20 protein-coding genes are annotated in these 21000 nt (G+C 36.4%); 18 read left to right on the top strand and 2 right to left on the bottom strand.

Annotated elements, in window-relative coordinates:
* Positions 1-50 precede the first annotated feature (50 nt).
* The 17 genes from E7A03_RS09375 (at position 51) to E7A03_RS09295 (ending at position 18622) form a co-directional block, all read left to right on the top strand.
* Positions 51-1250 (top strand): DegT/DnrJ/EryC1/StrS family aminotransferase, encoded by a 1200-nt coding sequence (locus E7A03_RS09375; protein ID WP_060918977.1) that lies wholly within the window; start codon positions 51-53, stop codon positions 1248-1250.
* On the top strand, positions 1244-1930 hold the full coding sequence (locus E7A03_RS09370; RefSeq protein ID WP_205112295.1) for a sugar transferase: 687 nt from the start codon (positions 1244-1246) through the stop codon (positions 1928-1930). The genes E7A03_RS09375 and E7A03_RS09370 overlap by 7 nt, the downstream gene beginning before the upstream one ends.
* 11 nt (positions 1931-1941) lie before the next feature.
* Entirely contained in the window at positions 1942-2808 is an 867-nt protein-coding gene (locus tag E7A03_RS09365; protein WP_205112296.1) for a LicD family protein, read from the top strand.
* Between the two features lie 9 nt (positions 2809-2817).
* The gene (locus tag E7A03_RS09360; RefSeq protein ID WP_205112297.1) at positions 2818-3540 is read left to right on the top strand and encodes an IspD/TarI family cytidylyltransferase; all 723 of its coding nucleotides are present in this window, start codon (positions 2818-2820) and stop codon (positions 3538-3540) included.
* Positions 3533-4582 carry an NAD-dependent epimerase/dehydratase family protein gene (locus E7A03_RS09355; protein WP_205112298.1) on the top strand — a complete coding sequence of 350 codons (1050 nt, stop codon included), beginning with the start codon at positions 3533-3535 and terminating at the stop codon, positions 4580-4582. Before E7A03_RS09360 ends, E7A03_RS09355 begins: the two co-directional genes overlap by 8 nt.
* A complete protein-coding gene (locus E7A03_RS09350; RefSeq protein ID WP_205112299.1) occupies positions 4579-5646 on the top strand; it encodes a glycosyltransferase in 1068 nt (355 codons plus the stop codon). Before E7A03_RS09355 ends, E7A03_RS09350 begins: the two co-directional genes overlap by 4 nt.
* A 19-nt stretch (positions 5647-5665) precedes the next feature.
* Positions 5666-6907 (top strand): O-antigen ligase family protein, encoded by a 1242-nt coding sequence (locus tag E7A03_RS09345; RefSeq protein WP_004693397.1) that lies wholly within the window; start codon positions 5666-5668, stop codon positions 6905-6907.
* Positions 6885-7817 carry an ATP-grasp fold amidoligase family protein gene (locus E7A03_RS09340; RefSeq protein WP_205112300.1) on the top strand — a complete coding sequence of 311 codons (933 nt, stop codon included), beginning with the start codon at positions 6885-6887 and terminating at the stop codon, positions 7815-7817. Before E7A03_RS09345 ends, E7A03_RS09340 begins: the two co-directional genes overlap by 23 nt.
* On the top strand, positions 7801-8934 hold the full coding sequence (locus E7A03_RS09335) for a CapA family protein (RefSeq protein ID WP_227037153.1): 1134 nt from the start codon (positions 7801-7803) through the stop codon (positions 8932-8934). The genes E7A03_RS09340 and E7A03_RS09335 overlap by 17 nt, the downstream gene beginning before the upstream one ends.
* The gene (locus E7A03_RS09330; RefSeq protein WP_278472381.1) at positions 8934-10388 is read left to right on the top strand and encodes a lipopolysaccharide biosynthesis protein; all 1455 of its coding nucleotides are present in this window, start codon (positions 8934-8936) and stop codon (positions 10386-10388) included. The genes E7A03_RS09335 and E7A03_RS09330 overlap by 1 nt, the downstream gene beginning before the upstream one ends.
* A 22-nt stretch (positions 10389-10410) precedes the next feature.
* Positions 10411-11508: an NAD-dependent epimerase/dehydratase family protein gene (locus E7A03_RS09325; protein ID WP_287509246.1), complete on the top strand. Its 1098-nt coding sequence runs from the start codon at positions 10411-10413 to the stop codon at positions 11506-11508.
* A complete protein-coding gene (locus tag E7A03_RS09320; RefSeq protein ID WP_008600640.1) occupies positions 11509-12675 on the top strand; it encodes a nucleotide sugar dehydrogenase in 1167 nt (388 codons plus the stop codon).
* Between the two features lie 36 nt (positions 12676-12711).
* On the top strand, positions 12712-13146 hold the full coding sequence (locus tag E7A03_RS09315) for a VanZ family protein (protein WP_008600642.1): 435 nt from the start codon (positions 12712-12714) through the stop codon (positions 13144-13146).
* 288 nt (positions 13147-13434) lie between these two features.
* The gene (locus tag E7A03_RS09310; protein WP_008600644.1) at positions 13435-14238 is read left to right on the top strand and encodes a tyrosine-protein phosphatase; all 804 of its coding nucleotides are present in this window, start codon (positions 13435-13437) and stop codon (positions 14236-14238) included.
* A gap of 244 nt (positions 14239-14482) precedes the next feature.
* Positions 14483-16633, top strand: coding sequence for an anaerobic ribonucleoside-triphosphate reductase (gene nrdD / locus E7A03_RS09305; RefSeq protein WP_004693410.1), 2151 nt, complete (start codon positions 14483-14485; stop codon positions 16631-16633).
* A gap of 244 nt (positions 16634-16877) precedes the next feature.
* Complete coding sequence (gene nrdG / locus E7A03_RS09300) at positions 16878-17375, top strand: anaerobic ribonucleoside-triphosphate reductase activating protein (protein ID WP_004697282.1); 498 nt, start codon at positions 16878-16880, stop codon at positions 17373-17375.
* A gap of 2 nt (positions 17376-17377) precedes the next feature.
* Complete coding sequence (locus E7A03_RS09295) at positions 17378-18622, top strand: chloride channel protein (protein WP_155086274.1); 1245 nt, start codon at positions 17378-17380, stop codon at positions 18620-18622.
* A gap of 87 nt (positions 18623-18709) precedes the next feature.
* Here E7A03_RS09295 and E7A03_RS09290 read toward each other — a convergent pair whose 3' ends face one another.
* Together E7A03_RS09290 and E7A03_RS09285 are read right to left on the bottom strand one after the other, a co-directional pair.
* Positions 18710-19258 carry a gamma carbonic anhydrase family protein gene (locus E7A03_RS09290; RefSeq protein ID WP_316074052.1) on the bottom strand — a complete coding sequence of 183 codons (549 nt, stop codon included), beginning with the start codon at positions 19256-19258 and terminating at the stop codon, positions 18710-18712.
* 21 nt (positions 19259-19279) lie between these two features.
* Positions 19280-20233: a nitronate monooxygenase gene (locus tag E7A03_RS09285; RefSeq protein WP_316074051.1), complete on the bottom strand. Its 954-nt coding sequence runs from the start codon at positions 20231-20233 to the stop codon at positions 19280-19282.
* 548 nt (positions 20234-20781) lie between these two features.
* On the opposite strand from E7A03_RS09285, the gene E7A03_RS09280 reads away from it, so the two are divergent.
* Positions 20782-20916 (top strand): rubredoxin, encoded by a 135-nt coding sequence (locus E7A03_RS09280; RefSeq protein ID WP_004693422.1) that lies wholly within the window; start codon positions 20782-20784, stop codon positions 20914-20916.
* Positions 20917-21000 lie beyond the last annotated feature (84 nt).

The following is a 21000-nucleotide window of genomic DNA, read 5'->3' as shown; positions in this document are numbered from 1 at the left end:
TGATAAATCAAACGTATCAATATGGTACAGAAAGTATTGAGGTGATTTATATGAGAATTAATTTTTCTCCTCCAGATATTACAGAGTTAGAAATCAATGAAGTCGTTGAAGCCTTAAAAAGTGGGTGGATTACGACGGGTCCTCGTACTAAAGAATTAGAAAAAAAGATAGCTCATCAGTTAGGTACACCTAAATCCGTTTGTTTAAACTCTGCTACGGCAGCGCTTGAAATGTCTCTTCGTGTATTGGGTATTGGACCTGGAGACGAAGTCATAACTAGTGCTTATTCTTATACAGCTAGTGCGAGTCCTGTAGTTCATGTAGGTGCTACCTTAGTACTCGTTGATACACAGAAAGATGCTTATGAAATGGATTACGATGCAGTCGCTCGCGCTATTACACCAAAAACAAAAGCAATCATCCCTGTAGATATTGCGGGGGTGCCTTGTGATTATGATCGCTTGCGTTCCATTGTAGAGGAAAAGAAATCTCTCTTCACACCATCTAATGATATTCAAAAAGCATTAGGCCATATCCCTATTGTGGCTGATTGTGCTCATTCCTTTGGTGCATCTTATAAAGGAGTATCAACAGGTAATGTTGCAGATTTTAGTAGTTTTTCCTTTCATGCAGTAAAAAATTTTACTACTGCTGAAGGCGGCTGTGCTACATGGCGTCATATAGATGGTATTGATGATGAAACTATTTACAAGCAATTCCAATTGCTATCTTTGCATGGTCAAGATAAGGATGCTCTTGCAAAAACAAAAGCAGGTGCTTGGGAATATGATATTAAAGGTACCTATTATAAATGTAATATGACGGATATCATGGCGGCTATTGGGCTAGCTCAATTTGAAAGATACCCAAAACTTTTGGCACGTCGTAAAGAAATTATCGAAGCTTATGATACAGCATTTAAGGATTTACCTGTTACATTGTTGAACCATTATACAGATGAGCATGAGAGTAGTGGTCACTTGTATTTAGTCCGTTTAGATGGCCGTGATGCGGAATATCGAAATAAGGTTATAGAAGCTATGGCTGAGGCTGGCATTGCAACGAATGTTCACTATAAGCCAATTCCAATGCATACGGCTTACAAAAACTTAGGCTTTACAATCGATGACTATCCAAATGCTTATGACCAATTTAAGAATGAAATTACATTGCCACTTCATACGCTCCTTACAGATGAAGAAGTGCAATATATCATTGAACAGTTTAAAAGGATTATTACCGAATGCTAGTAAAGAACTTTCATGATCTACCACAAGAGCTACAGTGTGAAGCGGTTCGTCCCTATTTTGAAATATTAAATCAAAGACGTACAAGCCTTCTTTGTAAAAGCATTTTTGACCGCGTAATGGCAGCGGGACTGCTTATTACATTAAGTCCTGTATTTTTGGTACTAGCCATCATGATTAAACGAGATAGTGAGGGAGAGGTTTTTTTCCGTCAAACTCGAGTGACACAGTACGGTCGCACCTTTGGCATCTATAAATTTCGTACTATGGTAAAAAATGCAGAATCTTTAGGATCACAAGTGACGTCGCAAAATGATATGCGTGTCACTAAGGTCGGAAATATGCTTCGCAGCTGTCGCCTCGATGAATTGCCTCAGCTTATCAATATCCTTTTAGGCGATATGAGTTTTGTTGGTACAAGACCTGAGGTTCCACGTTACGTGTCTGCTTATACAGATGAAATGAAAGCTACCTTATTATTACCAGCTGGGGTTACCAGTAATGCCAGTATTACTTATAAGGATGAAGATCAACTTTTACAAAATGCTCAAAATATTGATGAAGTCTATATAAATGAGGTTTTACCGGGCAAGATGGCTTGGAATTTAAAGAGTATTAAGGAGTTTTCTTTTTTACAAGATATAAAAACGATGATTGATACAGTATTAGCTGTATTACGTTGAAAGAGGTCCCTATGAGTACATCTATGACAAAGGAAATACAAGAAAAAGAGCTGAATATGTTGCTGTACTTTAAAGAGTTCTGTGATAAACATAATTTGCGCTTTTATCTTTGCGGCGGTGGTCTCATTGGGGCTATTCGGCATAATGGATTTATCCCTTGGGATGATGATTTAGATCTATTTATGCCTCGTCCAGATTATGAAAAGTTAGCTAAATTATGGCCAAAATATGCTGACACTGAACGATTTACGTATTGTCGTACTGATCGAGATCACATCTATCATGATGCAGGTGCATCTATAAGAGATAATAATACGACCTTTATTAATCGTCATAGTATGCATGAAGATGTTTGTCATGGTTTAGCACTTGAAATTATGCCTATTGATGGCTGTGCACCCGGCAAAATTAGTCGTTTATTGCAATTGATGTGGGCCATGACGTTTGCACTCTTTAATGCGCAGCGTTTACCAGATAATAAAGGGCCTACATATCGTGCTTTAGCTGGTTATATTTATAAGATTTTTTCCAGTCAATCTATACGCTATCATATTTGGCGATTTGCAGAAAAGAGAATGTCTCAATACGACTTTGATACGAGTGATGAGTGTACGGAGTTAATCGGTAGCTTAAAAGGTATGAAGCTACGTCATCCTAGAGAGGACTTTGCTTATGTTGTATATAAAGACTTTGAAGGTCATCAAATACCTGTTATGAAAGGGTATGAGAGATATTTGCATCTCATTTGGGGAGACTATATGCAATTACCACCTGTAGAGCAACGTGTAGCAAAACATGATGCAGTATTTGCTGATTTACACACACCTTACAAGGAGTATAAAGGCATACATTATGCTAAGAAAGAAGCTCAACCATAAGGAGGGCCTATGAAACGAATAGCAGTAATCTTTGCGGGGGGCGTAGGTGCTCGTATGAAAAACAGTAAGACGCCAAAACAATTTTTAGAATGGAACGGTAGACCGATTTTGATTCAAACCTTAGATGTATTTGAACAAACGAAGACTATTGATGGGATTGTTCTTGCCTGTAAAGTAGAATGGATTGATCATACTAAACAACTCATAGAAAAGGCGGGGTTACAAAAGGTATTATCCATTGTGCCTGGTGGTGAAAGTGCTTTGGAATCCCAATATAATGGGCTAGTAGAGGCTAAGCGTTTATTCCCTGATGACGCGGTGACTGTATTGATTCATGATGGGGTTCGTCCACTTGTAGATAACTCTACCATAGAGAGAAACATAGAATCTGTTGAGTCAAAGGGGTCTGCCATTACTGTTACTCCAGCTATAGAAACGGTTATGGTTACCCAAAATGGTTCTATTAAGCATATTTTAAATCGCAATGAATGTCTTATGGCTAAAGCTCCACAGAGTTTTAGATTAGATGATATTATATCAGTTCATAACCGTGCAAAAGATGAGGGCATTCATGACTTTATTGATTCCGCATCGATGATGATGCACTATGGATATACTCTATATCCTGTGTTAGGGGAAACTGAAAATATAAAGATTACAACTCCATCTGATTATTATATGTTCACAGGGATTATTAAAAATCGTGAGCTAGGAGGATTAAAAGATGAGTAATTCCGTTATTCAACGCGAGTTAACGGCTTTAGTACATGAAAAAAATTACTTTCATTTCCTCCGTCATCAATGCATTCTTATAACAGGTGCAACGGGGCTTATTGGATCGATGTTTATAAAATTACTTATACTTGCCAATGAGACTCATGACCTGGATTTAAAAGTGATTGGTCATGTGCGAAGCCATGAAAAGGCAAAAAATATTCTCGGTGAGTATTTAGACAATAAGTCATTAACCCTAGTAGATGGTTCATTAGAATCTATTGATGTGCCATGTGATTATATTTTGCATGGAGCCGCACCAACACAGTCTAAGTTTTTTGTAGAACATCCTGTAGAAACTATCCGTACCTCTTTTTATGGTACGGAGGCCATGCTTGAGTTAGGTCGCCGTCAAAAGGTAAAGAAACTAGTTTACTTATCCAGTATGGAGCAATATGGGGTACCGTATGAATCTGGCCAAGTTATGACAGAGGAAAGATTAGGCTATTTGGATCACCTAAATGTTCGTAGTTCTTATTCCGAAAGCAAAAGACTTTGTGAATGTTATTGTAAGTCCTATGCTGTGGAATATGGCGTTCCTGCTGTAATAGCTAGACTAGCTCAAACCTTTGGTCCAGGTGTTCCAGTAGCTGATAATCGCGTTTTTATGCAGTTTACTAAGAGTGCTATTAAAAAAGAAGCTATTGTACTTCATACAAAGGGTGATTCTATGTCGAATTATTGCTATATTACCGATGCCTTAACTGGGCTTTTAACTCTTTTAAAAGAGGGACTACCTGGTGAAGCATATAATGTTTGTCATGATGAGGAGACGCGTTCTATTGCAAGCATTGCTCATTTAGTGGCAACTCATGTTAGCAATGATAAGAGTGAAGTCATCTTTGATATTCCAAAAGATGTACAAGGGCTCGGCTATGCACCGACAGTGCATATGTTCTTAAGTTCTAAGAAGTTAAAATCCCTAGGTTGGCAACCTAAGGTATCAATGGCACAAGCCTATGTAAGACTGGCAGAATATATCCAAGAGGAAGGCTTATGAAAAAGGAAATAATAATTGTCACCATCTCCCTTGGTAATGATGGGGCTGAACGAATCTTAACAGAGTTGGCTCGTCAGTGGGTACATGATGGTCATCATATTACAGTTATCCAAACAAGCCCTAATCGATATGGTAATGAATATGCGTTAGAGGAAGGTATTGAACAAATCGAAATTCATACTACAAGCTCTAATAAAGTCATTCGCTTTATGCAAGAAATAAAAGAACTAATCAAAATCTTAAAGACTAGGCCAAATGCGACATGCTTATCTTTTTTGTCTGCATCGAGTTTTATCTTATCGATTAGTTCTTGGTTTATAAAAAATCGCATTGTTTTTTCTGAACGCAATAACCCGCGTATGGTACCTATTGGGTGGCATCAACAAGCGTTGCGCAATTTTGCTTTTCGATTTGCAGATGCACTAGTATTTCAGACGGAAGATGCTCGTTCTTATTTTCCAAAATCTGTCCAAAATCGCGGTGTTATTATCCCCAATCCTATTAATGGTAAATTGCCGCCACCTATAGAAGGGGAACGAGAAAAGACAATCGTTACAGCTTGTCGTTTGCATCCGCAAAAGAATTTGCCTATGATGATTAAAGCCTTTAGTATGTTGGCAGATGAGTTTCCAGAATATAAACTTGTCATTTATGGTCAAGGTGTATTAGAGGATGAACTACGAGCTCAAATTAAGTCTCTTAATTTAGAGAATCGCGTTTTATTGCCTGGATTTGCTAGCAATATTTTAGAAAAGGTAGCCCCTTGTTCCATGTTTGTATCATCTTCTGATTTTGAAGGCATTTCAAATTCTATGTTGGAAGCATTGGGCATGGGTCTGCCGGCAGTAGTTACAGACTGTCCTGTAGGCGGTGCTCGTATGGTAATTAAAAGTGGAGAGAATGGTATCCTTGTGCCTGTAGGTGATACGCAGGCTATGTATGAAGCTATGCGCAGTATATTAAAAGATCCTGCACTAGCGGCTAAACTTTCACAGAATGCCATCAAAGTACGCGATGAATTTCCATTATGGAAAATCGCAAAACGTTGGTTAGAAGTTTTATGAGTTGTAAGGAGGAGAACCATTGAAGTTAAATATTACGGCTCTTGCTGATCGCATGATATGGTTCATAACTCTAATCTTTTTAGTGTTGTCGTTGACCATTTCCTTTGCCCTTGGCGAAGCGAACTATGGTGCGTATGTATTATTTGTATGCTTATTTGGCCTCATCATTTTTTATCTTATACGAGAACAGGGTGTTATAAAACTGCGGTTTAATTGGATGCATGCTTATATGTTAATTTTTATTGGTGCTTGTTATCTAAGTGCGATTAATGCCACAGATGTTTCCGTAGCTATGAGCCGAAGTTTTGATATGGTCAAGATATTCTTTATGCTCATCATTTTATACATGTGTTATCAAGATAAGAAATCGGTGGATACATTATTAAAGATTGGCATGTGGACAGGCTATATAGTTTGTTTCTATACTGTTTATTTCTACGGTTTAGATTATTTTATTACTGTTTTATCATCCTCAGCACGTATTGCTAATGATGCATTGAATGCGAATACGGTAGGGCTATTGGGTGCCAATGCTATTGTTATGACCTTGTATTATATGCTATACGATCGTCCTCGTTGGTGGCATATTATTGCATTACCAACACTTGGTATTTTAGCGGCTACAGGTAGTCGTAAGGCCTTAGTTTTTGTCGGTGTTGGTACAGTATTACTCTTTATTTTTAAAAGTTTTCGTAGTGCTAATGCGGTCAATTCTATTGTAAAAGTTATTGGTTCCTTATTAGGTCTTACCATTATAGGTATTGCGGTATTGCAATTGCCGATGTTCTCTGAAGTATTAGACCGAATGTCTAACATGGTAGAAGCCTTTACAGGCACAGGGGGGGACTCATCCACTATTATTCGGTTAGCTTTGGTAGATATTGGATGGGACTTATTTTATCAATCTCCCATAACTGGTGTAGGTATCAATAATCCATCTGTATATACTTTTTTCGTGTATGGCAAAGATAATTACTACTTGCATAACAATTATATTGAGTTATTAGCTGGCACGGGTGTCATTGGTTTACTAGCCTATTATTCAATGTATCTCTATGTGGCTTATAATTTAATTCGCTATCGTGATATCCATAGTAATGAATATATAATGGTACTCATTCTATTCCTTTCACAGATTGTTATGGATATGGGTATGGTTTCTTATGAAAGTAAGAGCACTTATTTTTATATGATGTTGTTTTATTTAGAAGTGCAACTGCTTCGGAAAGGACGAAAACATGAAGTTCAGAAAATTGTGTAATGTTGGCATGTCCTTTCTAACAAAACCTTACTATCGTACGAGGGTATTAATTAAATCGGGTTATTATGACTCTTTGTCTGATGAAGACTTTTTGAAGAAGGTATTTCCTAAGTATATGGGATACCCTTTAGATCTAGAAAATCCAAAAACTTTCAGCGAAAAGTTACAATGGCTTAAGGTTAATTTTAGAGACCCAATACAAACAGTGATGGTTGATAAACATGAAGCTAAACATTTTATTGCTCAACGTGTAGGTAATCAGTATATAATACCTACGATTTCCGTATGGAACTCTGTAGATGATATTGATCTTGATAGATTGCCTAATCAATTCGTTTTGAAATGTACACATGATAGTGGAGGCATCGTTATTTGTAAAGATAAATCAACACTTGATTGGGAAGCAGCAAAAGCTAAATTAAGAACATTCTTAAAACGGGATTATTCACGTATTGCTAGAGAGTGGCCTTATAAGAATGTTCCTCGACGTATTATCGGAGAGGAATATTTGTCGGAGTTAGGTAGCAATGACATATTAGATTATAAGATGTATTGCTTTCATGGTGAACCAAAGTTAACAGTAGTATGTTCTAATCGTTTTTCTAAAACAGGAACGCGTATGAACTTCTATGATATCGATTGGAATCCTATGGGAATTCATTTTGGACATTATCCACCGTTACCTACAAAGTTTCCAAAGCCAGACACATATGGTGAAATGCAACAGGTTGCGATGGAGCTTAGCAAAGGGTGTCCATTTTTGCGTGTTGATTTTTATGAAATTAAAGGGCATCTATTTATTGGAGAATTAACATTTTTTCCTGGTGCTGGATTTGAAAGATTTCGTCCTATGTCAAAGGATTATGAATTAGGAGAGTGGTTACATCTTGAGAATGTACATCGGGGCTGATTTAGTTCCTACGGATATTAATAAAACATTATTTGAAAACGGTAATGGAGAAGCTTTTGTAGGAAAAGAGCTTTATGAAATTTTGAAGCAATCGGATTTAAATGTTTTCAATTTAGAGGTTCCTCTTACTGATATAGAGACACCCATCGTAAAATTTGGTAATAATTTAATTGCGCCTACAAAAACAATTAATGGATATAAGGTGTTAGAGCCGTTATTTTTAACACTGGCTAATAACCACTCCTTAGATCAAGGGGTGGAAGGGTTGACGACAACATTAAATTTGTTGAAGCAGCATAAGATTGCTCATGCTGGAGCTGGAGCTAATTTGAAAGAGGCTAAGAAGCCATTTATCTTTGAAAAAGATGATATACGTATTGGATTCTATCTTTGTACAGAGAATGAGTTTACTATGGCTACTTGTCATACAATGGGGGCTAATCCTTTTGATGTGCTAGAAAGCTTTGACGAAGTGAAAGTTTTAAAGGCACAATGCGACTATGTCATCGTTCTATATCACGGCGGCAAGGAATTCTATCGCTATCCATCTCCTATGCTACAGAGATATTGCCGTAAATTTGTCGATAGTGGAGCGAATCTCGTTATCTGTCAACATAATCATTGTGTAGGGTCTCGTGAAGATTACCAGGGAGGCACTATCATTTATGGACAAGGCAACTTTATCTTTAATTCCGATTTTTTTGTAAACCATCAAGAATTTATTAAAGATTCAATACTAGTTACTGTAGACGTAACTAAGGATGATTTTGTGGTGTCTGAATTGCCTATTCGTAGAACCGATAATGGTACACGATTAGCCACAGAAGTTGAAGCTACAGAAACATTAGAGGCTTATAGAAAACGTAGTGAAGAAATTAAAGACCCTCACTTTGTGACTCAAGCTTATAAGGTCTTTGCTGATACACATGTAAAACGTTATTTGCGTGAGTTTTTAGGTAGATCATTTATTGTACGCGCTATTAATGCTTTATTGGGCCGAAAATTGGTAGAACTTATTTTGGGCAAAACGAGTTATTTAGCAATACAAAATTATTTGGAATGTGAAGCTCATCATGAACTATTCTTGAGAGGCATTAAGAATATCAATAAGAAATAATGGATACTAAAATCGTAGCTGCTGCTAAATGGTCTGTTATTACAGAGGTTTTGGCAAAGCTTATTACACCACTGACAAATATAATATTGGCCCATATGTTAGCACCGACCGCATTCGGCATATTGGCGACGATTATGATGGTTATATCTTTTGCGGAAATGCTTGCTGATGCGGGTTTTCAAAAATTTCTTGTTCAGCATGAGTTTGAAAGTGCCCAAGATAAGCAAGAGGCTACAGATGTGGCATTTATTGCCAACCTAGTGTTTTCTCTAGTTTTATGGAGCGCTATCATAATCGGTCGTGATGAATTGGCTGTATTAGTAGGTAATGATGGCTTAGGTATACCTTTAGCCGTGATGGGCGCTATGATTCCTTTATCTGCTTTTAGTAGTGTCCAAATGGCATTGTATCGAAGAGATTTTAATTTCAAGTTTCTTTTAAATATTAGGCTCATAACAATTCTTACACCTATATTGATATCTATACCAATGGCGCTTATGGGGTACGATTATTGGTCTTTAATTGCTGGTATGCTAGGGTCTCAGCTATTTACGGTGTTGGCATTATTAAAGAGTCGGAAGAATCAAATTCATCTGTTTTTTAGTAGCCGCGTCTTTATGAACATGTTTAACTATAGTGCATGGTCTTTAGCTGAAGCATTTTCTATATGGCTCACTGCTTGGGTGGATACATTCATTATTAGCCGTTTTTTAGATGCTTATTATTTGGGTATATATAAGATGCCAATGGCTATTGTTACGACTGTAATGGCTATGGCTACAGCATCTTTGGCTCCTGTATTATTCGCGGCTTTAAGTCGTGTGCAAAATAATCAACAGGCCTTTTCGAATACATTCTTTACATTCCAACGCTATATGGCTCTATTTTTGGTACCTCTAGGTGTAGGCTTATTTGTATTTCAAGACTTTGTTGTCCAGCTTTTACTAGGGCCACAATGGACGTTAGCGGGCATTGTATTAGGTTCATGGGCATTGAGTTCGGCTATTATGACTGTAACAGCTAATTTGATTTCCGAAATATTTCGTGCAAAAGGGATGCCTAATCTATCATTTTGGACTCAAATACTACATCTAGTAGTTTTAATACCAGTTATTTATATTTGTATTCAATATGATTTCAGTACCTTTGTATATGCTCGATCGTTAGTAAGAATGGAAATGCTAGCAGCTTCTATGTTGCTATTAGCTTTATTTGTCAATATGAGTACATTTCGCATAATATCTAATATCAGTGTATATCTCATTACAGCATCTATAGTTGGGTTAATTGCCTATAGTATTTTACATCTCTATGATGCAGTATGGTGGACCGTCGTCTGTATGCTTTTATGTGTTGTATTATATGTGGCCATTTTATACGTCATTCCATCTGAGCGCATAATTATTGCTTCTGGCTATAAAAAAGTCTTAAGTAAAGTAAAACGACATAATTAACAGAACTATGAAAGGAGTACATATGCTTTCAAAAAATGTAGATTTAAACAACACGGTAATCCTTGTAACGGGTGCCGCTGGATTTGTAGGGGCTAATCTAGTTATGTCCTTACTATCTGAAGCAGAAGGGACTCAAATTATTGGCATAGATTCTGTTAATGATTACTATGATGTAGCATTGAAAGAGTATCGATTGCAACAGATTGATGAACTTAGCAAAGATAATAAGAATATATGGATTTTTAAAAAAGGGAATATTGCAGATAAGTTCTTTGTTGATGAAATTTTTGCTATCTATAAACCACGAGTTGTAGTGAATCTAGCAGCTCAAGCAGGGGTTCGTTACTCTATTACTAATCCCGATACCTATATCGAGTCTAATATTATTGGATTTTATAATATTCTAGAAGCTTGTCGTCATTCTTATGATGATGGTGAAAGAGGTGTAGAGCATTTAGTGTATGCATCATCTTCTTCTGTATATGGTGCAAATAAACAAATTCCATACTCTACAGAGGATAAAGTAGATAATCCTGTATCTCTTTATGCAGCTACAAAAAAATCAAATGAGTTATTGGCTTATTCGTATGCTAAATTATATAACATCCCTAGCACGGGGCTTCGTTTCTTCACTGTATACGGTCCTGCAGGGCGTCCAGATATGGCATACTTTGGTTTTACAAATACATTACGTAATGGTGGGACAATTAAAATTTTTAACTACGGCAATTGTAAGCGTGATTTCACCTATATCGATGATATCGTAGAAGGCGTTTCTAAGGTTATGTCTACTGCACCAGAGCGTCGCAATGGTGCGGATGGCTTGCCAGTTCCACCGTACGCTATTTATAATATCGGCAATAGCAACCCAGAAAATTTACTTGATTTTGTGCGCATTCTTTCAGAGGAATTGGTTTCTGCTGGCGTATTGTCAGAAGATTATAATTTTGAGGAGCATAAAGAATTAGTACCCATGCAACCAGGGGATGTGCCTGTTACATATGCTGATACAAGTGCGTTAGAAGCAGATTTTGGCTTTAAACCTAATACAACCTTACGAGAAGGGTTAAAGCGTTTTGCCATATGGTATAAAGATTTCTATATGATGGAGGGCAAATAAATGAAAATTGCAATTGCTGGTACAGGCTATGTAGGCCTTTCCAATGGTGTGTTGTTAGCTCAACACAATGAAGTGGTGGCCCTCGATATCATCCCAGAAAAAGTAGATATGTTAAATCGCAAAGAGACACCTATTGTAGATGCTGAATTGCAAGAGTATTTAGCTACTAAGGAGTTAAACTTCAAAGCTACACTTGACCCAGTAGAAGCTTTTAACAGTGCAGATTATGTTATCATTTCGACACCTACAAATTATGATCCTCAAAAAAACTTTTTCGATACATCTTCTGTTGAACAAGTCATTAAAACTGTGCTAGAGATTAATCCTGATGCAGTAATGATTATTAAATCAACTGTACCGGTGGGCTATACGGTACAAATGCGTAAAGAATTTAATACGGAGAATTTAATTTTCTCGCCAGAATTCTTGCGTGAAGGTAAAGCCTTATACGATAATTTACATCCATCCCGTATTGTTGTGGGCGAGGATTCTGACAGAGCACGTCGTTTTGGCCAATTACTAGCGGAAGGTGCTATTAAAGAAAATATTCCACAATTATATACTGATTCTACGGAAGCGGAAGCAATTAAATTGTTTGCTAATACGTATTTAGCATTACGTGTAGCGTATTTCAATGAGTTAGACTCCTATGCTGAAGTACGTGGCCTTAGCACAAGTCAAATCATCAAGGGGGTTTGTTTAGATCCTCGTATTGGAGATTTTTATAATAATCCTTCCTTTGGTTATGGTGGTTATTGCTTGCCAAAAGATACAAAGCAATTATTAGCTAACTATAATGATGTACCACAAAACTTAATTTCTGCCATTGTCGATGCGAATAGAACACGTAAAGATCATGTGGCAGATACTATTATTGCTAAAAATCCGAAAATTGTTGGTATCTATCGCTTGACCATGAAGATGAACTCTGATAATTTTAGAGCATCAGCCATTCAAGGTGTTATGAAACGTATTAAGGCGAAAGGGATTGCTGTGGTAGTATATGAACCTACACTAGATGCAGAAGATTTCTTTAATTCGCCAGTTATACGTAATTTTGAAGATTTTAAGCGTATTAGTGATGTCATTGTAGCTAATCGCTGGGATAGTAGCTTAGAAGGTGTAAAAGATAAAGTTTATACACGAGATATTTTTGATAGAGATTAATACAGCTATATGTATTGTGGCGTTTAGGAGAGTAGTATGAAACGTTGGATACTATATATTGTGTTATGTCTAATTGTGTTTTTTATATGGGATAATTCCTTGCAAAATGGAGGAACCTCTGATGGGTTTAGTCTTATTTTTGCAAAGTGGATTGCCCCTATAGCTAATAAATTAGGCTTTTACGGAAATATATGGGCCTTAAATAGGATTATTCGAAAATTAGCCCACCTTACAGAGTTCACAATCCTTGGTGGTGTTTTATATGTAGTTCTACGCCGCTATATTGAATATGGCACAGTAGTAAAAACAATAGTAGTGGGTATAGTAATAGCTAGTCTAGATGAATTTATACAATTATTTTCTCTAGGACGCAGCTCTCAACTGTCTGATGTACTGATTGATACAGTTGGTATAATCATCGGTATATCGGTAGTGAAATTAACTTATTATATTAGTCATGATAAAAGATAAAAGTACATTTAAAAATTAAATAATTATTAATATAATAATGTGTAAAATATGACTCATAATTGTAGAAATTATGGGTCATATTTTATGAAGGATAAATGAATATATAAAAATTGTATTAAATGAACATATAATAATTTATTTATTTTTATAGAAAAACCACTATACAAGCGACCGGTCCCTTGTTATAATCGTGAATGTAAAATGAATTATAAACTTAAATGAGAAGAACATGAACTTTATAAAAGAGGTCGATTTTGAAAAGAAAATCGAAAGTAGAAGGGAAAGATTATGAGTCGCGTGGTTGATTTACATGGTTGCATTTTGCCAGCTGTGTTAGGCCCACAAGGGCCTCAAACAATGGCAGAATCAGTAAAAATGATTAAGTCCTTGTCTGAACAAGGTATTACAGATATTTTTAGTACGCCTGATGTAACAGTATCTATGGATCTGAACACATGGAATGCTATAAACTCTTTAGTTAATAAAGTAAAAGTTATGGTTAAGGAGCAACAAGTAGATATAACTATTCACAGTGGAGCTCGCGTAATGCTTTGTGATGAAATGGTTGCATATATAGCTTCTCATCGCAATCAATATACGTTGGGAGATAGCCATTTTATATTAGTTGCTCTTCCACAAAATAGCAAAGTGCATCATATTAATGCGTGGTTATTAAGTCTACTAGATATGGGGCTTGTACCTATTATTAGTGAAGTAGAAACTTATGGACAATTATTTACTAAACCTGAACAATTACTAGCATGGGTTGATAGAGGTATTTTGATTCAATGTAATATGGCATCTTTTGATCATGGTAACGCTAACTATGATAGGGCCATTGAATTATATCGAAATGGTTTAATTCATTTCTTTGGTACTGGTTACAGCGATGGCTGTGATGTTGAGACGTACCAAGGTTATGTGGAAGCAATTTCTGAATTAGACAATACGTATAAAAAAGATTTGTTGCCAAATATCCATCTTAATGAACGCGACCTCTTAGCTAATCGCACATTTTATCCTTCTGTCCCATCTAGTTGGGTGGGGAAAAAGGGTAATTTCTTAACTCGTCTATTTGGCTTTGCATTATAATTTATATAGGTTCTTTTATCCATGTCATATTGGCATAGATAAAGGGACCTATTTTTACTTTATATTGTATTTAGGGTTGAAAACAACCACCATATATAGTATACTGAGAAGGCGGTAAAAATAGAGGGGGTTTCTAATAATTCTTTACATTTTTACATATAAATTTATAAAAAGTGTGATTAGACATACTTTTTATACTTCTTAACATATATTTTGGCAGTAACAAGATGGGGAGGTTGCCAATATGTTGCAGGTCATTAAGCGTGATGGCACGAAGGTACCATTCGACAAAAACAAGATTGCTTTGGCTATTGAAAAAGCTGAACATAGTAGTACTGGGTTGTACGAAGAGGGCTTGGCACAGCGTATTGCAAATGAAATTGAGGAATATGCTACTAAGCTTCAAAAAGACATGACAATTTATGCTATTGAAGATCAAGTGTATTATAAGTTGATTGAGTATCATAATCCTGCAACGGCACGTGCCTATGAAGGTTACAAAGCTGTTCAAGCTTTTAAACGCCGTCAAAATACAACTGATGATGATGTAATTGGTTTATTAGATCGTAGTAATATCAGTGTTCTTGATGAAAATTCTAATAAGGATGCTGCTATTGTATCTACCCAACGGGATTTAATTGCTGGTGAAGTATCTAAGGATATTGCTCGTCGTAAATTGATTCCTACCGATATTTTGGAAGCCCATGATAGTGGAGCTATCCACTTCCATGATATGGATTATATTATTCAACCTATGTTTAACTGTTGCTTGATTAATTTGGAAGATATGCTTACAAATGGCACAGTAATTAATGGTAAAAAAATCGATACACCTAAGTCTTTCCAAGTTGCTTGTACTGTAACAACACAAATCATTGCACAAGTAGCATCTGGTCAATATGGTGGTCAAAGTATTAATGGTATTGACCGTATTTTGGCACCATTTGTACGTAAATCTTATGAAAAAATCCTCAATAATGTTATTGAAGAGCAAGTTGAGATTTATGGCATGGAGCCTAATATGGAAAAGGCTCGTGAAATAGCGTGGAAACGTACGCGTAAAGAGGTTAAAGATGGTATCCAAACTATTCAATACCAAATCAATACATTGATGACCACAAATGGTCAATCTCCATTTGTTACATTATTTATGTATTTCCAACCAGACTATGAATACGCGAAGGAAGCGGCTCTTATTACAGAAGAAATTTTGCGCCAACGTATTAAAGGTGTAAAAAACGAAGCCGATGTATATATTACACCAGCCTTTCCTAAGTTGATTTATGTTCTTGATGAGCATAATGTAACACCAGATAGTCCATACTATTACTTAACTGAATTGGCAGCACAATGTACGGCTAAGCGCATGTACCCTGACTATATTTCTGCAAAAAAAATGAAGGAAAACTACTCAGGTAATGTCTTTAGTCCTATGGGCTGTCGATCCTTCTTATCTCCTTGGAAGGATGAAAATGGTGAATACAAGTTTGATGGACGTTTTAACATTGGTGTAGTAAGTTTAAACTTACCTCAAATTGGCATTCTAGCCCGCGGTAGTGAAGAACGATATTTTGAAATCTTAGATAAACGACTTGAGTTGGCAGAAAAAGCACTAATGCTTCGTTATGAATTACTTAAGGACGTAGTGAGTGATGTGTCACCAATCCATTGGCAACACGGTGCTATTGCAAGACTTAAAAAAGGCGAGAAAATTGCCAAATTCTTGACTGGCGGTTATGCGACTATTTCCTTGGGATATATTGGTATTTATGAAGCAACTCGTTTAATTACCGGTGAATCGAATACAGGCGAGAAAGGTCGCGTTTTTGCGATGAAGATTATGGATCGCTTAAATGCAGCTGTTGATGAATGGCGAGTTAAACATAACATGGGCTTTGCATTATATGGTACACCTGCTGAAAGTTTAACCCATCGATTCTCTTCTTTGGATCGCGCTCGTTTTGGTATTATTGAGGACATTACGGATAAGGGTTATTATACTAATAGTTATCATGTAAGCGTACGAGAAGAGATTAATGTATTTGATAAGTTCTCCTTTGAATCTGAGTTCCAAAAGAAATCTACAGGTGGCTGTATTTCCTATGCAGAAATTCCTAATATGACTAATAATATTCCAGCTGTTTTGACTATGATTCAATATATTTATGATCATATTTCTTATGCTGAATTTAATACCAAGTCTGACTATTGTCACGAATGTGGCTTTGATGGAGAAATTAAGGTAAATGAACATAACGAGTGGGAATGCCCTCGTTGCCACAATACAAATCGCGATAAATTAACTGTTATCCGTCGTACTTGTGGATACCTTGGCGAAAACTTCTGGAATGAAGGGCGCACAAAGGAAATTAAAGATCGTGTAATGCACATTTAAGATTATTAGAGTTATAGTTTTAATAATTATTCTGTATATTAAGCATATTAAGATAAACTGTTATATAGATTAATATAATTATCATAGACATCTAATGATGTGGGATACGATTTTAGTTCTAAATACGATAGTTTTAAATGGTAAAAGCTGTGCCTAAGGCACAGCTTTTACTGTATATATGAGAAATTGAAATATATCTATATAGTGTTGATCAAAGTTGATAGGCACTACTATGGAGGTTATGATGAGATATGGGCAAATAAGACAATATGATATTGCCAATGGAGAAGGGATTCGTACATCTATATTTGTAACAGGTTGTACACATTGTTGTTATAATTGTTTTAATGAAGAATACCAAGATTTTAATGCTGGTAAGGTATGGACGCAAGCTGAGACAGATTTAGTGGTTTCCTATGTGAAGAATCCTACATGTTCAGGGTTAACATTATTAGGTGGGGAGCCATTTCAAAATGTACAAGGCTTATTACCGGTGGTGAGAGCTGTTCGAGCAGCGGCGCCAGAAAAGAAGATTTGGGCCTATTCCGGCTATGAAATAGATGATATCTTAGAAGATGAGTTGCGAAGTGCTTTATTACAAGAAATCGACATTCTCGTAGATGGCCGCTTTGTAGATGAACTTAAGGATCCTGCTTTGCGCTTCAGAGGTTCTTCAAATCAGCGTATCATTGATGTTAAAAAGACATTAGCGGCTGGGGAAATTGTATTAGCGATGGAGTAAATATGATATATGATAAACGATTTATAGGACTCATTATTATAGTTGGCTTTATAGCAGGGCTAGTAGGGGCTTCCTATACGCATTTATTACATGGAATCCAACATTTCGTATATAATTACTCCTCTGCTGATCATCTGAGCTTTGGTGCAGCTGTGGCTCGAGTATCACCGATAGAACGATTAATACCCTTAATCGTCTGTGGCGTGATAGGTGGCGTAGGTTGGGTTTTGATTCACAGATATGGTAAAGGCGTTGTAGATATAAAAACGGCAGTTTCTGGTAAAATGGATATGAATCCAATTACTACTGTTTTACATGCAACACTGCAAATAATTACGGTAGGTATTGGTTCTCCATTAGGTCGAGAAGTTGCACCACGTGAGGCTAGCGCTGGTATTACTACCTTTTTAGTTAAACATTTTGATATAAAACAAGAAGACCGTCAATTATTAGTTGCATGTGCTGCAGGCGCTGGTTTAGCTGCAGTTTATAATTCACCATTATCTGCGGCAATTTTCACATTAGAAACTTTGCTTCTTACTTGGAATATACGGGCTATGAGTGCAGCCCTCTTATGTTGTGGTTTGGCTACATTTGTGACGCGACAAGCTGGTGTAGGAGATGTTATACAATATACAATGGCACAACCCAGTTTGGGGAGTCATTATGTAGAGTTTTCTATCGTTTTAGGCGCTATTATTGCAATTGGTGTTGTTTTATTTAATATTACACAAAGTAAGCTACCCGCCATTCATCGTAGTAGTCCTGTAATGATTCCCATTTCTATCGTAGCATTTACACTAATTGGTGTTTTAGCTATGTATTTTCCTGAAATTCTTGGAAATGGTAAAGCAGGCAATGAGTTGACTTTTACGAACGATATCACATGGACATATGCATTGGGTTTATTTGGATCCAAATGGGTAGCTGTTTTACTTGCTTTGGCCGCTGGTGCATATGGTGGTCGTATTACACCATCTATGATGTTAGGTAGTACTTTGGGAATCGTATTTGGTACCGTATGGGCTATTGCTATAGCGCCAGTATCTTTGGGAATGTCTGCTTTTGTGGGGGCCGTAGTATTCTTAGGCCTTGCACAAAAAATGCCTATGACATCTTGTGTATTTATGCTTGAATTATCTCGTTTCTCTGTAGAGATGTTGTTTCCTATAGCTTTAACAATGGGGACAGCCCTTATGGTAGAGCAAATTATTCAATCAAAATTAAATAGCGCTAAGCAGCACTAAATAGCAGTTAATAAAAGTTAAATATAATATATAGAAAAGAAGCGGATAGTTGAGTTAATCAACTATCCGCTTTTAATGTATATGTAATTATACGATTTTGGCGTTCTTATCGTATTCCTCGCCACCCGCATCAGGAAGCATGCCATATTCTACAGTCCACAAGTGTTTATATTTTAGTGCTTGATTGTGAATACGTTCGATTTGCGTTTCATCTGTACGAGCTATGCGAGCTGGGATTCCAACAACTAAAGAGTTAGGTGGGATTACAGTGTTCTCCTTTATGACTGCACCAGCAGCAATAATAGAGCCAGAGCCAATATGACAACCGCTTAATACAATAGCGCCCATTCCAACTAATACATTATCTTCGATAGTACTAGCGTGTACTATTGCACCATGGCCAATTGTTACATAATCTCCAAGAATGCAAGCCCTGTCGTCATCAACGTGTAATACAGAGTTATCCTGTACATTGGAATAGCGACCTACTACAATTTTATTTACATCACCGCGAAGTGCACAGTTTTGCCAAATGGAAGCATATTCTTTTAGTTCAACATCACCTGCAAGTTCTGCACAAGGCATAACACAACTTTTGGGATCTAATTTGGGGTATTTTCCGTGAAATGGTAACATAAGGAACTCCTAATTTATTAACTATACGATTTCAATAAGACGTTGTGCTTTACGAATAGACATAATAGCTTCGTTCATTACTGTTTGTACTATAGTGTGAGCAGGTTCAATAGTAGTAAGTCGGTTTAAACCTTGTCCAACTTGTACAGCACCATTTACAACATCGCCATCGATAGCAGCACGTTTGTTAGTGCCTTGGGACATTTTGGTGCGTTCTTCAGGAGTAGTGACACCATCTGTTTCGGCAGCTAAGTAACGTGTAGTGAATTCGTTTTTCAAGCTACGTACTCCACCGTGACCGGAGAGGAGACCCGTTACAACAGAGTCTGTATCTGTGGCTTTGATAATTGCTTCTTTCATATTTATGTGGGCTTGGCATTCTTCAGCTAACAAAAAACGGGAACCCATTTGTACACCCTCAGCACCCATCAACAATGCTGCTGCAATACCACGACCATCTACGATAGCGCCTGCTACAACAACAGGAATGGAAATCTCAGGTAAAATATTTTCCATCAAGGACATGGTTGTTTGGCTACCAATATGTCCACCAGCTTCCATACCCTCAATAATAATTGCATCAGCACCAGCTTCTTCAATGCGTTTAGCAAGTTTTAGAGATGGGACAACAGGGATAACTTTAATGCCTGCATCTTGCAATGGTTTAATATATGGTACAGGATTGCCTGCTCCAAGTGTTACAAATGCAGGCTTTTCTTCAATGATAATATCCACTAATTCGTCTTTATTGGGAGCCATTAACATGAGATTGACTCCGAAAGGCTTATCCGTTAAGTCTTTACAAGCACGAATCTCGTTGCGCGTCCATTCTGCATCACGACCACCAAGAGCAATTACACCTGTAGCACCTGCATTAGCTACGACAGCAACTAGTTTGTGTTCAGATACCCAAGCCATAGCACCTTGGATGATAGGGTATTCGATTTGTAAAAGTTGTGTTAATGCTGTTCTCATAAAGCCTCCTATGATAACAATTAGATTTACTGAAACTTTATTATACCTTTATACGAGAATTTTATATAAGAATGATTTTATTTTCTTATATAAAAATAGAGTATTAATAAAGTCAAGAATATTCATCAGTATATACTTATATACTAAAGAGATTAAGCATAATATTATTTGGAGATTATATGTAATCATATAATCTCTTCTCTATATAATAGTATAATATAGTAATTATGTACACCTTAGATAAGGTTATTATAGTTATTTATTTAAACAATATGCTTTCAAAATTAATTTCCAATTATTGGATTAAAATAAAATATTCAGCAGTAGTCTAAAGATAAAAAAACTAAATGATAATATATTTCAAATGAGTTAAGTAGTAGAAAACCGCATAGTATCTATGATTATTAAATATTATAAAAAATGAGAAAATAAGAAAATGAGTATTGAAAAGTTTCGATGTCTTTGATATACTACATTACAGATAGAGTATCTGAATTAATTAAAGATAAACATTAAACAATAATTTTCAAGTGAAGGAGGAAATACACATGGAAAAATATGTATGCGTAGTATGTGGTTGGGTTTATGACGAAGCTGTTGAAGGCGTAAAATTCGAAGATCAACCAGCTGATTATGTTTGCCCAATTTGCGGTGTTGGTAAAGACCAATTCGAAAAAATGTAATTGACTTACCAAAAGGCTATCTTGAGTCCACTTGAGATAGTCTTTTTTATTTGACAAAGCACCATGTCATGTTTATAATATTAT

It is taken from the genome of Veillonella parvula, assembly GCF_032472435.1.
GTDB lineage: Bacteria > Bacillota > Negativicutes > Veillonellales > Veillonellaceae > Veillonella > Veillonella parvula_N.
This window is presented reverse-complemented; position numbering and strand designations above follow the sequence as displayed.